Raw genomic sequence first — 15,629 nt, forward strand, 5'->3', positions numbered from 1 at the left:
GGCTCAGCCTTGTGTCTGAATAAGAATCTTTTGAGCGAGTGTGATCAGTGCGCGGTCACTGCCGCGTGGTCCGATGAAGGAAATGCCCATGGGCGCGCCGTGAACGGTTCCGAGCGGCACTGTAATCTGTGGCAAGCCTGAAAGAACGGAGAGGCAGAGAAGGCGTAGCGCCTGTTCGCGATAGGCTTGTAGCGTCTCGAAGGGCTCTTTGGCAAAAGGGGCTGCACCCGGTACGGTTGGCAGCGCCAGTACCGCATTGTCACCAATGATTGTTTCCAATTCCTGGGTGAAACGCGTGCGACGGCTGCGGTGATGCAGCAGCGCTTCTTCTGAGATTTCTGACCCGTAAGTAAAACGGTCCGCGACGCCGGGTCCAAGCTTACGATCGCCGGATGAAATCCATGCACCATGCGTGTTCCAGGCTTCCCAGCCCTGTATCTGACGGAAGGTGAGATAGAGTTCGTCGATTGACAATGTCGGCTGGCTTGCGGCCTTGAGGCTTGCAAAATGCGGACGCACTTCAGCGAACATAGCCCTGTATGTGTCGGTTTCCGGATGATCGAGCAGCAGATGCTCCAGCAGCGGCATATAGAGAAGCTGAGAGAAGGCAAAATTCTGCTTGTCCTCGCCGAGCAGAATTTGGCCGACCTTTTCATAAAGACCGATATCGCGCGCAAACCAGCCGATGGTGTCGAGGGAAGGCGCAAGCGGCATGATGCCTTCAAGCGGTATACGGCCGTGTGTGGTGCGCAGGCCAATAAGACCGCAGAAGCTGGCCGGTGCGCGGATTGAGCCTCCTGTATCGGAGCCGAGCGCAATATCAGCCAATCCACTTGCAACAGCTGCTGCGGAGCCGGACGATGAGCCACCCGTAACGCGATCGGGTGCCGATGGATTGATCGGATAAGGGTAGTGGGAGTTCTGTCCCATCAGCGAAAAAGCCAGCTCGTCGGTCTGGGTTTTGCCGATGAAAGCAGCACCTGCTTCAAGCAGCTTTTCAACTGTTGGAGCTGATCTTTTGGCGATAGGTGATTCGGCTAAAATCTGCGGATTTCCGCAGCCGGTTTTCATTCCGGCCACATCATAGATGTCTTTGACCGCAAGAGTTGCACCTAGAAGCGCGCCATAAGCTGCGTGAGAAGGTGCATTTTCAGCTTTTGCAATGATGGCATTGAAGGAATCGAAGCGGGTCATTGTTCACGACTTGCTGCCGAAATCAGCGTTTATGGTTAAAGAAAGGGAAATTAACGCGGTAGATTGTTTCACTAATGTTGAACAATGGCAAGCACATGCAGCGGCAAGTCTGCTTTAAAATTATTTTTGCGCGCGCGCCATTTGTCATTGAATCAACACATGATTGAGATTATATCGCCCTTGCCCAAAGTCGCACGTGCCTGTGGGTGTCCGCCGATCCTCGAATGGTGAGGAATTCGGTACGGTACCTGGACCTAACCGCTCCAGTCGATCTGTAGGCCAACCGCCAGATCGAGGACATCTTGAAGCAACGACGGTGCGGGCCTTTCTAGTGTCTTTCGGCTGTCCAAAAGCCGGAATTACTGAAGAGGCACACCTTCATTGCCAAAAGTGCGGATGCGGTTCTCCAATTCCAATCCAAGGCAGACAAAGCGGAGTAACGCGGATCTAGCGTTGTTCCACCGCCGCATGAGTTTTCGCGTGACCTCAGCACCTCCAAAGGCTGGCCTCACTGTGGATGCGCTTATGCTTACTTTGTCCCTTAGAATGCGGCATCAGAATAAGCCGTGCGGGAGAACGACCATGGCTACACAGCGTATTATCGACTTCCTCAACACCCGCCGCCCGGACGGTCCTTGCCTCGTCGTCGACACCGATGTCGTACGCGAAAACTATCAGAATTTTGAAAAGGCATTGCCTTACTCGCGCATTTTCTATGCTGTGAAGGCAAATCCTGCACCTGAAGTGTTGCGTCTCCTCGCATCGCTTGGCTCGTGCTTCGATACGGCATCGGTTGCCGAAATCGAAATGGCATTGGAAGCCGGTGCAACGCCAAACCGCATCTCTTATGGCAACACCATTAAGAAGGAGCGCGATGTTGCGCGCGCTTTCGAACTGGGCATTCGCCTCTTTGCCGTTGATTGCGTTGAAGAAGTCGAAAAGGTTGCTCGCGCAGCTCCCGGCAGCCGCGTGTTCTGCCGCGTGCTGACTGACGGTGAAGGTGCTGAATGGCCGCTGTCGCGCAAGTTCGGTTGCGTGCCTGCCATGGCAATCGACGTGCTGCGTCATGCAAAGTCACTCGGCCTCGACTCCTACGGTGTGTCGTTCCACGTCGGCTCGCAGCAGACGGACCTCTCCGCATGGGATCGGGCTCTTGGCGATGCTGCATCGGTCTTCCGCACGCTGGCTGACGAAGGCATCATCCTGCGCATGGTCAACATGGGCGGCGGTTTTCCAACCCGCTACCTCAAGGACGTACCGACCGCACAGGCTTACGGCATGGCAATCTTCGATGCGCTGTCGAAGCATTTCGGCAACCGCATTCCGGAAACCATTATCGAACCGGGCCGCGGCATGGTTGGCAATGCAGGTGTGATCAAGACCGAAGTGGTTCTGGTTTCGCGTAAGTCGGACAACGACAATGTTCGTTGGGTCTATCTCGACATCGGCAAGTTTGGCGGTCTGGCCGAAACCATGGACGAAGCGATCCGCTATCAGATCGTGACCCCACGCGATGGCGGCGAAACCGAACCTTGCGTGCTGGCTGGCCCAACCTGTGACAGTGCGGATGTTCTTTACGAAAAGACGCCATACCCGCTGCCAGTTTCGCTGACCATCGGTGATGAAGTACTCATCGAAGGCACAGGCGCTTACACCACCACCTATTCGGCGGTGGCGTTTAACGGTTTCGAACCGCTCCGATCATACGTCATCTGATCAATAGGGTTCTCCCCTCTTGATCCTCTCAATCCGTCTGGTGTCGAAAGATGCCGGACGGGATGTGCGGCTGCCCATGCTTAGGGTGAGATGTCATGAACGCAAATCTGGAAATCCACGAAAATATTGTAACCGGCCTTTCGCCGCTCTTTGTCCCTGCCTTTACCGTTGCGGTTGAGGCGGTAGAGCACATCATTGCGCGCGAAGCTCTGCTTGATCGCGCTATGGGCGAAGGCCGTCGCAGAAAGTCTTCTGAAAAGCTGCGCCGTGGTCGTCTGCCTGCCGAAGGGCTGGCTTTTGCTGCTGTCGACTCGGATGGTTCGCTGGTGGGTACGGTGCGCCTGTGGAATGTCCATGCAGGTCTTGATACTTTCGGTTTTCCGGTTTCTGCTTTGCTGCTTGGTCCGCTCGCAGTGGATCCATTGGCAGCGGGTTGCGGTATCGGTTCGCGGTTGATGCAACACGCGATTGCAGAAGCAAAAGGGCTCGGCCACGGTGCTATTCTGCTTGTCGGTGATCCGGAATATTATGAGCGCTTCGGTTTTTCAGCCGAAAAAACCGCTGAACTTGCGATGCCTGGGCCGTTCGAGAAGCGGCGCTTTCTGGGAATTGAGCTGAAACCCGGCCATCTCGATGGAGCACAAGGGGTTTTACGCGCCAGCGGTCGCAAACTGCCGCGTGCTGAAACAGCAACACGCCAGACGGCTTGACGCACAATCGTTAGATCCTGGAGCGCATCCCGAAAAGTGTGAAACGGTTTTCGGAAAAGATGCGCGTAAAAACAAATGATTAGAGCGCAGATCTGATCTAATCAGATCGAAACGCGCTCTAAAGCGCGTCGCGTTCTATAATGTCCATGCGACACGCTTTAATTCTTTGTTTTGACGCATGTCTTTATCCCAAAGCCGGTTCCCACTTTTGGGAGACATGCTTTAGGACAAGCGCACGAGCCGTCCAAAATTGCGGACTGCTGCAATAGCGAGACCAGCCAAAAGACCTGCGATCAGGCCTGCTATCACAATCAGCTTGCGCGACGATCCAGCAGGGTCAAGCGGCGGGCGTGCTTCAGAAATTACACGGACATTGGTGGTCGTAATACCCTGCTGCTCAGTGGTTTCGCGCGAACGCAGAAGAAATGCTTCATATACGGAGCGCAGCGTTGAGGATTCACGTTCCAGTTCCCGCAATTTCACCCGATCATCATTGCTATTTGCCTGTTGCGATTTTAGCTGTGCGAGACGCGTATTGAGATCGCGCTCCTGCTGGGCAGAACGTTGCACCTCGACCTGCAAGGATCCGCGGATACGGCGGAGTTCGGCATCGATATCATTCAGGGCGGTCTGCTTTTGCGATTGCAGCTGAATGAGTTGCGGATGGCGAGGCCCAAGCTGCGTGGATGCTCCATTCGCATTCTGGCTTGCCAGCGCATATTGTGAACGAAGCGCCGTCAACGTGTTGGAACGCAGATCTTCCGGCAAGGTGCCGGAAATGACGCTGCCCGTTGTCGCATCATTGAGAACCTGAACACGCGCCTGAAGACGCACGGTTTCAGCACGCTGATTGGTGAGCTGATCATTCAGGCGTGTAAGATCGTTATCGCTGATCAGCTTGCCGTCAACATCGACCAGATCATGCGACGCGCGAAAATCCGCTGTGGCCTGTTCGGCTTTCTCGACGCTTGCACGCATATCGGCAAGGCGCTTCGAAAGCTCTTCCGCATTGCGGCGGGCGGCATCGGACTGGAGGGAGTCGAGCTCGGTCTGGAACACGGAGCCGATGAGATTGGCAATCTTGGCCGACTTTTCAGAGCTGCGTGTCTTGACCGATATTGAATAGATGAAGGTCTTGGCGTCGCGCCCGATCGTAAGGCTGTCGTAGAGATTATATAGAACGCGAGTTTCAAGCGCCTGACCCTCGCTCGCAGTATTTGGCTTGATCATGCTTTTAAGCTGCGCAAAAAAGCCGGCAATACCGGTAGGGACAAAGCTTCCGTTGAATTCCGGATCCTTGGTTAGATCGGCCTGATTAATAACCTTGAGCAAAACGCTGCTCGAATCGAGCAAGCGCGCCTGGCTTTCAGCAATTGCCAGCGATGCATCGGTTGGCAATTGTCCTGGGGTCAGTTCCGTGCCGACGGTCTTGATATTGCGTGGGTCGACCAGAATATCAGTCGAAGCAACATACGTTTGTGGGATCGTCATGGCGTAGAGAGCTGCTGCAATGCCACCGATCAGCGTCGTTGCGATCAGCAGTTTGCGCGAGCCTTTGACAACTTCAATCGCTATGCGCGGATCGATAAGCGGCTTCCACTCCGTGTTCGACGCATCGCTCTTTGCGGGCCATGTATCATCTGTAGCAATGGCTTTGGGCTCTGGCGCGCCGACTTGGGTCATTTCATCCTTGGACGAACTGACGCGTTGTTCGCGTTCCGCGATCTTGCGTTCAAGCTCAGCCTTGATCGAAGCCATACGACTGCGAAGCTCGGAAACTTCTTTTTCTTCTGCAGTTTTGCTTTCCTGCTGGGACCGGAAAAGCTCCGCGCGTTCCTCGGGCGTTGCAGGCGGTGTCCATGGTGGGGCAATTGTTTGGGGTTCGCGCTCAGACGCGTCCGATTCTTCGCGGCTCGTCTCAGGCGCGTCTGAAAATGCGAGAAGAGGTTTTTCCTCTCTTCCTTTGTTGCGCTTGTCGTCACCGCTCATCGTCAAAGATGTCCGTACCCCGAAATATTGTATGTTCGCATCGAACTATAGGTTTTTTATGGAAAACAAATGGTTAATTTGCATCGCCATAATCGCTTTAGTGCTTTTTAATTAAGTCTTTTTCGCTAAGTATCGCTCTATAGTCGGCATACGCGGCTTAACAAGCAACAGGCAATATAAAGACGAGGCCTTTGGGTGATCGCGAAAGCACTCCAGAAATTATCGGGTAGCCGAGGTGCCATGGTGCGGGATTATTTCTCGCTTTTTTCTGGCTCTGCCGGACGACTGGTTGTTTCTCTTCTCTATTTTATCGCACTTGCCAACACCTTGCCGACTGGAGATTTCGGTATCTTTGCCACTGCGTCAGGCACTGGTGTGGTTCTGTCACGTCTTGTTTCACTGGGATTCAGCTCGCCGCTTTATCGCATCTCGACGGTAAAGCCGCTGTTGCTTGGCACATATACAGCCGGTTATTTGGCGGCGGTTCTTGTTTCCCTGCCGCTTTTTGCGCTCTGTTCCTGGTTGGTTTACTTCGTCTTCTTCAGCCGGGACATTTCATTTTTGCCGTTCGCAGTTGTCGTCATCGCCGAAGCACTTTTGTGGCGCTCGACGGAAATGATCATCATCGTCAATAACGGTTTGCGTCGCTTCGGCATTTCGGCGCTTCTGGTGATTTTCGGTACAACCACGCGTGCCATTGCCGCCGTGTTGTTCATGTTTCTGGCAGCGACCCATGATGTTGCGCATTGGGCATGGTGGTATCTGGCGGCCAATGCCGTGGCGCTTGTAGTGGCGCTTCGCTTTTATCCACGCGTGAAATTGCGTTTTGAACCGCGCCTTTATGTCCGGCGCATATCTGATTCAATCGCCGTGATGGGTGCGGAGCTCTTGTTCTATATCCAGAGCGAACTCGACAAGCTTCTGGTGCTGAGCATCGGCGGGCCAACGACAGCAGGCATCTATGCGATCATCATGCGCCTGGTCGATCTGACGGCACTGCCGATCCGGTCCTTCAATATGATGCTTGTGCAGAAACTTATGCGCACGCCTGATATGCTGGCGTCGTTGCGCATCCGGGCAGGGTTGGAGTTCGCGGTCTTTGCGGTGTCGGTTGCGGGCCTTGGCGCAATGGTGATCTTCCTGCAATTCTTCCCGAAAGCGCTGGGTGCCAGCGTCGCGCCAATTGTCGGGCTTTTGCCGTTGGTGCTGCTGGTGCCGGGGTTCCGTAATCTGATCGAGTATCAGACCGAGATTCTCTATGCGCGTGGTCAGTCTGGTCTGCGTACATTGAACATGGTGCTGATGACTGCGGCCAAGGCTTTGTTCGTGTGGCTTCTGCTGATTTACCACGGTGACAGCAATGACTGGATTGCTGGCCTCAACTTCGTATTTGCGGGGATCTATATCCTGTCGCTGGCTTTCACCTATACGAGCATCAAGCGCCCTGCGAAACGGGTGTAATACCAAAGTTCATTGAGTGAAACTCATCGGACTTTGGTTAAGCCCGAGTGGCGATTGAATTTTATCAAGGCCTGATGCGTTAGCATCTTAGAGCATTTCCTGTTTTTCTTGAATCATTGGAAATGCTCTATCTCTTTGTTTTTTCGCATTATCCGACGCAAAACCGCTTCGCACTTTTGCTGGAAATGTTCTGGCCGGGGAGTCGTTTACGCTCCCCGGCATTTTGTCAGAGTCCGAAAGTCACCAGCCCGTTTTCATCAATACTCCAGGCCGGGTTCCAGGCAATTTCCCATGCATGGTCGTCGGGATCGGCAATGTAGCCGCGAATGCCGCCATGCACTGGCGCATCGGCAGGTCGCACGATCTTTCCACCAGCCTGTACGAGTTTTTCCATGAGTGGCTCGACGTCTGCTTTGTCACCCACATTATGGGCTAGTGAAAATGCGCCCGGCTGCATCAGGCCGAAGCGGTTCATATCGGCCTCGAGTGAGGGCTTCAGGAAGCAGCCGAGAACAAAACCATTCATCTGGTAGAAGATGATTTCTTCGTTCTGGAATATGGGCGTCCAGCCAAAGCCTTCGACGTAAAAGCGACGAGAGCGCTCAAGATCATTGATCCCAAGCGTGATAACGGAGATTTGCTGTTTCATAACCAAGACCTCTTGTTCTCCAATGCACCATTGCATCGGAGTTGAAGGTCAAGGGACTCGACGCATTGGTCGGATCAGAGCGCTTCCCAAAAAGCGTGAAGCGGTTTCGGATAAAATGCGCTCTCTCGATACCCGCGAAGGCCAGGACCCGCTTTTGAACGGGGATCGGGCTAACCGCACCGATCTTTCCTTTTTAGACCTGAAAAGGATAACACAAACAGGCCTGTCTTCAAGATGGAGAGGCTGGTGACTATTTGACTGCGCCTACCAGCAGATTGTCCTGGGATTCGATCGTGACCCAGCGGCCGGTATTGTTGGCGGCCTGACGCTTCAGGTAGGTATAATCGGTTTCATCCCAGCGCAGAACTTCGTCAGTCAGGTTGTCGAGTACAAAGTCGCCGCGATCGGTGCGTACGGTCAGAACCGCATGGCCTTCGCCGTCTGGTTTGCGGACGACGGTGATCAGCAGGTCAGTCATCGGAATGCCAGCCTTGGCAAGTTCACGCTGCTTGAGAAGAACATAATCTTCACAATCGCCGACAGTGGTTGGATAGGCCCAATATTCCTGGACGCCGTAGATTTCCATGTCGGTCATCGGCTTGATGCGTTCATTGGCCGAAAGATTGACGGCCTGAATGTGCTGCCAGTTGGAGTTGTTGAGCGAGAGCGCGCGGGTGTCACGGCTGACAATGTTGCATTCAGCGGTTTCGCGCTTGCAGAACTCGTAATGACCGATTGGCTGTGAGGTAAGCTTGCCAGTCTGCATGTAGGCACCGGTTCCAGCCTGTGCACCGACGCTCGCCATAAGAGCGACAATGCCGATGCTGGCAGCAGCGATAAATTTCATGCTCGAGCGAACTACGCAAAACATACTCAAGGCCCTTTTCACAGCCCGCACTGGGCATTTATTAACGAAAAGTTAAAGTATGAAACATGGCCGGAGTCAATTGAGACTGCCGCGTCTTCGCCCAACATCTTAATTAATGGTTAACACGGGTATTTCGTTATTTTGACACCTATAAATTGCATTTGACGATACAAAAAACCGCCGCTTTAAGGGCGGCGGTTCGGAAATTACGCATATAAAATATATGCTTACGCCGACTTATCTGTCAGAGCAAGGCTGCTGGAACGCGCGGCCTGAACAGTGGAGTTCTGTTCATGAGGCTTCTTAAAGCGGTGTAAAGCAGACGTTTGTGTGTCCAGCACTGATGAAACCAAGGCGCTGCGCTGCACCCTTGGAAAGATCAAGCACGCGTCCCTTAATGAACGGCCCGCGATCATTGATACGGACGATAAGCGACTTGCCGTTTCTCTGATTGGTGACCTTAACCTTGGTGCCAAGCGGCAGTGTTTTGTGAGCCGCAGTCAGACCGGCTGGGTTCATGCGTTCGCCCGATGCGGTGCGTGAGGTGAGTGCATACCAGGAGGCACCGCCACAGCGCGCAGCTTGAGCTTCCATTGCGGTGATCGAGAAAAGACCTGTCGTCGCAACGGCGAGCATAGCCATACGGATTTTGAAGTTCATACTGATTCCAAGAGTCGTTTCAAAAAGTCTGTCCGGTAATTTTGAGTTACGACGAGAAAGACCTGCGCCAACTGGAATCTAAATGTGGCGATGGCGTGATGTTATTGGGAGTATAATGAGGTAATAGATTCAATGAACTGTGCGGAAAATGATCCTATACTATGCGTTGTTTATTTGATAACTCAAGAAAAGATCAGGAATATTTTAACCGGTATGTCGCTGTTGTTGTAAAACTGTTTACGATTCGTTAGGATTCCATGCTTGCCCTCTGCTCGACCATGTTTTGATGCGGAAAGCGCAAGAAGAGCTGCTTTGCCGATGGCCACGGTCTTGCCGTTCCGATGCAATTTTTATTTGTAGCCCCAGTTTTCGACCGCGTCAGTCAAGTTGATAAAATCAGGCCTTTTTTGGGCAAAATACAACCAGTGATTGTTTTTGATGTGGTAACATTTGTGATGCCGTCTGTAACTTTTGTTGAAAGGCCACGCGATGACGCAGTTTTGACCGCGCATCGCGTGCATGCAAAAGCCAAAATCCTGCTATAAGCGCTCATGTTCAGAACGGAAAATCATGCAGGATAAGCCACAAAAGGACGATGCCGACACAGCGCTTCCGGCCATTTCGGCGGGCAAGCGTATTCTATATTTATGCCTTGGCTTCCTCATGCTGGCGCTTGGTATCATTGGCGTCGTTCTGCCGGTCATGCCGACAACGATCTTTATCATTCTGGCTGCGTGGTTTTTCGCCCGTTCATCGCCCAAATTTGAGGCGCGCCTGCTTGCAGATCCGCAATTTGGTCCGCTTATTGTCAAATGGCGCGAGCGCGGTGCTATCCCGCCCAAGGCAAAACTATATGCCTGCCTCGGCATGGCATTCGGCTATGGCATGTTCTGGTGGGGCGCTCGTCCGGGGCCTTTGCTTGCTGTCTCTGTCACGATCTTTATGCTTGGTTCTGCGGCTTATGTGCTGTCGCGCCCCAGTGAATAAGACAACATTGCAAACGGGAGCTTTTAATGCCTTTGCCTTCCATCAATCCGCTTATTGACAAGCTCTCAGCGCCGCCCATTCCTGCGGTACAGGCGTGGGCACGGGATTATGACGGCTCCCATGGCCCTCTGATTGACCTCTCACAGGCTGTTCCCGGTTATCCGCCTCATCCTGATATGCTGCGCTTTCTCGGCGAGGCTGCGGGGTCTGTTACATCTGCAGGCTATGGTCCAATTGAGGGCGAAACAGTTTTGCGTGAGGCCTATGCGACTCATGCTGGCAAGCTTTATGACGCTGAAATCAAGGCCAACAATGTTCATATAACGTCGGGCTGCAATCAGGCTTTCATTGCCGCGATCATGTGCATCGCTCAAAGCGGCGATACAGTTCTCGCAACCAATCCCTTTTACTTCAATCATCAGTCATCATTGGAGATGCTGGGCATTCGCTCGGCGACTGTCGATTGCCGCGCTGAAAACGGATTTGTGCCTGATATCGAAGATGTAAAGGCGGCCTTGCATAAAGGCGTACGCGCGCTCGTTCTGGTGTCGCCCAATAATCCAACCGGTGCAATTTACCCGCCACAACTGCTTGGCCAGATCTATGCCGCTTGCCGCGACAACGGGACATGGCTGCTGCTGGATGAAACCTATCGTGATTTTTTGAGTGATGCTGATCAGACTCCCCATGATCTGCTTAAAGAAGCCGATTGGCCGTCGCATCTGATCCAGCTCTACAGCTTCTCGAAGTCCTTCTGTATTCCGGGCCACAGGCTTGGGGCGATTGTTGCAGGTTCGGACATGGTGGCCAATGTCGCCAAGGTGATGGATAATCTGCAAATCTGTGCGACGCGTGCGCCACAGATTGCCGTCAGTCGCGCGATTGAACCGCTTAAGGCCTGGCGTGACGACAACCGCAAGGAGATTGCGCGGCGCGCGGAAGCTTTGCGTGTCTCCATGAGCAATGTGGCTGGCTGGGATGTCGAGGCGGTGGGCGCTTATTTCGCATTTGTGCGTCATCCTTATGAAGGTGTGTCCTCAGCCAGGGTTTCCGAGAGGCTCGCCAAGTCAATCGGTGTCGTTACGCTACCCGGCAGTTTTTTCGGAGATGAACAGGACGCTTTCTTGCGCTTTGCATTTGCCAATGCGGACGTTGCCGGGATCAAGGCAATGGCTGCGCGATTGCCGCTTTTAAAGCTTTGAGTGATTAGGCATCCCGGAAACCCTGCAAAAGGGCGAGCAAAGCCGATTGATACAAAGCTGTAACACTACTGTCATATGACTGTTATATAGAGCGCGTAGACGGCTGGTGACGCTTTCACGTCATGTGTCTTTTACAACAGGGGCTGGTGCTCATGAACAAGATGATTTCCTCGACCGCAGCGCTCGCAATTGCTGCAGTATTGTCGGTTTCCGCTGCAAATGCGCGCGATCAGATTCAGGTTTCCGGTTCCTCGACCGTTCTGCCTTATGCCAAGATCGTTGCAGAAACCTTTGGCGAAACCTATCCTAACTTCAAGACGCCGGTCATTGAATCGGGCGGTTCTGGCGCAGGCATCAAGGAATTCTGCAAGGGCGTTGGTGAAAATACCATCGATATCGCCAATTCCTCGCGCGCTCTGAAGAGCACCGAACTCAAGTCCTGCATCGACGCAGGCGTCAAGGAAGTTCAGGAAGTCCGTTTCGGTTATGACGGTATCGTCTTCGCAACCGATGCAAACGGCCCGGACTGGAAACTTGCTCCAGTTGATGTTTACAAGGCTCTTGCTGCCAAGCTCGTCGTAGACGGCAAGCTGGTCGACAATCCAAACACCAAGTGGAACCAGGTCAATGCAGACCTGCCAGATTGGGACATCACCGCCTATATCCCTGGTGAAAAGCACGGCACGCGTGAAGTTTTCGACGAAAAGCTTCTTGCTGACGGCTGCAAGGAATCGGGCGCTCTTGATGAAATCAAGAAGACCGGTCTTGATGACAAGGCTTCGGCTGCTGCCTGTATCGCTGTGCGTAAGGACGGCAAGGCTGTTGATATCGATGGCGACTACAGCGAAACGCTGGCTCGCATCGACTCCAACAAGCAGGGCGTTGGCGTTTTCGGTCTCTACTTCTTCGAAAACAACGCTGACAAGCTGAAGGTTGCAACCGTCAATGGCATCAAGCCATCGGCTGAAACCGTTGCTTCGGGTGAATATCCGGTTTCGCGCCCACTGTTCTTCTACGTGAAGAAGGCTCACCTTGGCGTCATTCCAGGCCTCAAGGAATATGTTGACTTCTTCCTGTCTGAACAGATGGTCGGCCCAGAAGGCCCACTTGCTGAATATGGTCTGGTTCCGGCTCCGGATGCAGAACGTGAAGCACAGCGCGCTGCCTTCACTGAAGGCAAGGTCATGGAAGCCAAGTAAGCTTTGATCTGTGGAATGCGGGGAGGACTTCTCCCCGCATTCTTCCTCTTTTGCGCTGGTCGGATAAGACAGGCGCATTCGCGTGAAAATGGCTGACTGCAGACTGTGCATGAAAAGCTGTCTTCACATTTTTTGGGGCAACCGGGGAAATTGAATGTCCTTCTTTCTGGTTCTCGTCAGTGTCGTCGCAATCGGACTGATCGGATTCTTCATAGGTCGACAGCGCGCCGTTGCGATTGACAAGGCTCAGCCTGCTGTCAGTTCAGGCGTCGCCACAGAGAAAATGCATTCCCGCCCGCTTTATCATGGCTGGTGGGTTTTCCTCGTTTCCGCATTGCCCGCAATTCTGTTTCTCGCGGTCTGGGCGGTTGGTACATCGGTTTATCTCGATCATACGGCAACGGCTCGTATGCCGGCTGCTGTCGAAGATGGCTCATTTTCCGAACGCAGCCTGCAGCTTGGTATGATCCGCAGCCTTGCAGGTGGTCTCGACAAACTGACGCCTGCTGAAATCGACAGTTTCCCGCAGACTTATAAGGAAGCACGTGACGTGCTCGGTTCAAAGGGCGTAGCGCTTGCGACCGAAGGGCAGGACTATATGGTCCCCGTCGCCCTTTTCCTGGAAAAGGCGAATAAAATCTCTCATACGCTTGGCAGCGCCGTCGCAATGATCATCGCGATTGCCGGACTGATTTTTGGTCTCTCCGGTATCAAGCGCCGCACGCGTGCCCGCAACAATGTCGAGCGCATCGTGTTGTGGGGCCTGATTGCTGCTTCCGGTATTGCTATTCTGACAACAATTGGGATCGTGTTCTCTGTTCTGTTCCAGACAGTGAGTTTCTTCCAGTCGATCGCGCCGGTGGATTTCTTCTTCGGCACAGTCTGGGATCCACGCTTCGCAGCCGCTGGTTCAAGCGGTGAAGTCGGTCAGTTCGGTCTGATCCCTCTGCTCGCTGGTACGCTTTACATTGCGCTGGTTGCGATGCTCTTTGCGGTGCCGGTCGGCCTGTTCTCCGCCATCTACATGGCTGAATATGCGTCACCCCGCGTGCGCACTGTGGTCAAGCCGTTGCTTGAACTTCTGGCGGGTATTCCGACCATCGTTTATGGTTTCTTCGCGCTCATAACGGTTGGCCCATTCCTGCGCGATCTCTCGATGGCAATCGCTGGCGGTCAGGGTTTCATCATGGCGCAGAGCGTGCTGACCGCCGGTCTCGTCATGGGCGTGATGCTGATCCCGTTCGTATCGTCGCTGTCTGACGATATCATTACATCGGTCCCGCGCTCGCTGCGTGACGGCTCGCTCGGCCTTGGTGCAACACGTTCCGAAACGATCAAGCGGGTTGTTCTGCCAGCTGCACTTCCCGGTATCGTCGGTGCACTTCTGATGACGGCTTCGCGTGCGATTGGTGAAACCATGATCGTGGTGCTCGCAGCCGGTGTTGCGGCCCGCCTGACAGCCAATCCATTTGAAGCCATGACCACCATCACGGTCAAGATCGTCAACCAGCTGACCGGTGACCTTGAATTCGACTCGCCACAGACGCTCGTCGCCTTTGCGCTGGGTATTACCCTCTTCGTCCTGACGCTGATCATGAACATTTTTGCGCTCTACATCGTTCGCAAGTACCGGGAGCAGTACGAATAATGACCGATTCAACTTTCAATGCTGCTGGGAATGCCGTGGCAACACCCCAGCGCCGCGATATCGGAATCAAGCGCCGCTACGCCGCTGAACGTCGCTTCCGTCTCTATGGCATCGTTGCCATTGCGATCGGTGTGTTCTTCCTCTGCGCTCTGCTGTTCTCGGTCTTTTCCAAGGGCTATAGCGCTTTCGGACAGACGACGATTTATTTGCCGGTCAAGCTTGACGAACAGGTTATCGATCCGGGCAACAAGCGTGCGACCGATCCAAATGTACTGATCACCGCCAACTATCCGCTTCTGGTTCGCAATGCTCTGGCTGAAAAGCTTGGCGTCGCATCGACAGATCGCGCGCAATTGCGTGAAATTGGCCGCTTCTTCTCTGATGGTGTGCGTGTTCAGCTTCGCCAGATGGTGATGGATAATCCAACGCTGATCGGCACCACGCAGACGGTTCCGGTTCTGGCAGCTGCTGATATCGACTCGGCCTATAAGGGGCAGATCGATCTTTCGGTCGCAGAAGCAAACCGCAAGGTTTCTGATCGTCAGGTCGCCTGGATGAAGACGCTGACCGATGAAGGCATCATGAGCCAGGCTTTCAACTGGGGCCTGTTCACCAATGGCGCTTCCAGTCGTCCGGAAACTTCCGGTCTGGGTGTGGCGCTGGTCGGTTCCTTCTACATGATGCTGATCGTGCTGGTTCTTGCACTGCCTATCGGTGTGGCGGCTTCGATCTATCTTGAAGAGTTTGCCAAGAAGAACCGTCTTACGGACCTCATCGAGGTCAACATCAACAATCTGGCTGCGGTGCCGTCGATTGTGTTCGGTCTGCTCGGTCTTGCGGTCTTCATCAACTTCTTCAATCTGCCGCGCTCCGCATCGATTGTGGGTGGTCTGGTGCTGACATTGATGACGCTTCCGACGATCATCATCGCGACACGTTCCGCTCTTCGCGCCGTGCCGCCGTCGATCCGCTCTGCGGCTCTCGGGCTTGGCGCATCGAAGACACAGATGGTGTTTCACCATGTGTTGCCTCTCGCAGCACCGGGCATTCTGACCGGAACAATTATTGGTCTTGCTCAGGCGTTGGGTGAAACAGCACCGCTGCTTCTGATCGGTATGGTGGCCTTTGTTGCCAATATGCCTACAACGCCGATGGACCCGGCTACCGCTCTGCCGGTGCAGATCTATATGTGGGCAAACGAAGCAGAACGCGCCTTTGTGGAACGCACGTCAGGCGCTATTATCGTCCTGCTTCTGTTCCTTGCCGTGATGAATATTGCAGCAATTATTCTGCGCCGCCGCTTTGAGCGCCGCTGGTAAACGGGAGAGAAATGATGAATCTCATGA

General features: G+C 53.7%; 13 protein-coding genes. 8 read left to right on the top strand and 5 right to left on the bottom strand.

Annotated features, from left to right (window positions below):
* Positions 1-3: 3 nt before the first annotated feature.
* Positions 4-1,194, bottom strand: coding sequence for an amidase (locus CEV33_RS14470; protein ID WP_094541145.1), 1,191 nt, complete (start codon positions 1,192-1,194; stop codon positions 4-6).
* Between the two features lie 582 nt (positions 1,195-1,776).
* Between CEV33_RS14470 and odc2 the strand changes: the two genes are divergently transcribed.
* Both odc2 and CEV33_RS14480 read left to right on the top strand, forming a co-directional pair.
* Complete coding sequence (odc2, locus tag CEV33_RS14475; protein ID WP_094541146.1) at positions 1,777-2,910, top strand: ornithine/lysine decarboxylase; 1,134 nt, start codon at positions 1,777-1,779, stop codon at positions 2,908-2,910.
* 95 nt (positions 2,911-3,005) lie between these two features.
* Positions 3,006-3,620 (top strand): GNAT family N-acetyltransferase, encoded by a 615-nt coding sequence (locus CEV33_RS14480; protein WP_094541147.1) that lies wholly within the window; start codon positions 3,006-3,008, stop codon positions 3,618-3,620.
* A gap of 222 nt (positions 3,621-3,842) precedes the next feature.
* On the opposite strand, the gene CEV33_RS14485 is transcribed toward CEV33_RS14480, so the two are convergent.
* The gene (locus tag CEV33_RS14485; RefSeq protein ID WP_094541148.1) at positions 3,843-5,609 is read right to left on the bottom strand and encodes a GumC family protein; all 1,767 of its coding nucleotides are present in this window, start codon (positions 5,607-5,609) and stop codon (positions 3,843-3,845) included.
* A 195-nt stretch (positions 5,610-5,804) separates the two neighbouring features.
* Here CEV33_RS14485 and CEV33_RS14490 point away from each other — a divergent pair, with 195 nt between their 5' ends.
* Positions 5,805-7,070, top strand: coding sequence for a lipopolysaccharide biosynthesis protein (locus CEV33_RS14490; RefSeq protein WP_094541149.1), 1,266 nt, complete (start codon positions 5,805-5,807; stop codon positions 7,068-7,070).
* A 226-nt stretch (positions 7,071-7,296) separates the two neighbouring features.
* Here CEV33_RS14490 and CEV33_RS14500 read toward each other — a convergent pair whose 3' ends face one another.
* The 3 genes from CEV33_RS14500 to CEV33_RS14510 all read right to left on the bottom strand — a co-directional run bounded on the left by CEV33_RS14500 (position 7,297) and on the right by CEV33_RS14510 (position 9,247).
* Positions 7,297-7,719: a VOC family protein gene (locus CEV33_RS14500; RefSeq protein ID WP_094541151.1), complete on the bottom strand. Its 423-nt coding sequence runs from the start codon at positions 7,717-7,719 to the stop codon at positions 7,297-7,299.
* A 250-nt stretch (positions 7,720-7,969) separates the two neighbouring features.
* Positions 7,970-8,590, bottom strand: a complete 621-nt coding sequence (locus CEV33_RS14505; RefSeq protein WP_094541152.1) for a transglutaminase-like cysteine peptidase — start codon at positions 8,588-8,590, stop codon at positions 7,970-7,972.
* Between the two features lie 300 nt (positions 8,591-8,890).
* Positions 8,891-9,247, bottom strand: a complete 357-nt coding sequence (locus CEV33_RS14510) for a septal ring lytic transglycosylase RlpA family protein (RefSeq protein ID WP_094541153.1) — start codon at positions 9,245-9,247, stop codon at positions 8,891-8,893.
* A 570-nt stretch (positions 9,248-9,817) separates the two neighbouring features.
* On the opposite strand from CEV33_RS14510, the gene CEV33_RS14515 reads away from it, so the two are divergent.
* The 5 genes from CEV33_RS14515 to pstA all read left to right on the top strand — a co-directional run bounded on the left by CEV33_RS14515 (position 9,818) and on the right by pstA (position 15,602).
* Entirely contained in the window at positions 9,818-10,234 is a 417-nt protein-coding gene (locus CEV33_RS14515; RefSeq protein WP_094541154.1) for a YbaN family protein, read from the top strand.
* A 32-nt stretch (positions 10,235-10,266) separates the two neighbouring features.
* Entirely contained in the window at positions 10,267-11,436 is a 1,170-nt protein-coding gene (locus CEV33_RS14520; protein WP_167388177.1) for an aminotransferase, read from the top strand.
* A 152-nt stretch (positions 11,437-11,588) separates the two neighbouring features.
* A complete protein-coding gene (locus CEV33_RS14525) occupies positions 11,589-12,635 on the top strand; it encodes a PstS family phosphate ABC transporter substrate-binding protein (protein ID WP_094541156.1) in 1,047 nt (348 codons plus the stop codon).
* Between the two features lie 154 nt (positions 12,636-12,789).
* Entirely contained in the window at positions 12,790-14,283 is a 1,494-nt protein-coding gene (gene pstC / locus CEV33_RS14530; RefSeq protein ID WP_094541157.1) for a phosphate ABC transporter permease subunit PstC, read from the top strand.
* On the top strand, positions 14,283-15,602 hold the full coding sequence (pstA, locus tag CEV33_RS14535; protein WP_094541158.1) for a phosphate ABC transporter permease PstA: 1,320 nt from the start codon (positions 14,283-14,285) through the stop codon (positions 15,600-15,602). The genes pstC and pstA overlap by 1 nt, the downstream gene beginning before the upstream one ends.
* Positions 15,603-15,629: the final 27 nt, after the last annotated feature.

This window comes from Brucella grignonensis (assembly GCF_002252505.1).
GTDB classification, from domain to species: Bacteria; Pseudomonadota; Alphaproteobacteria; order Rhizobiales; family Rhizobiaceae; genus Brucella; species Brucella grignonensis.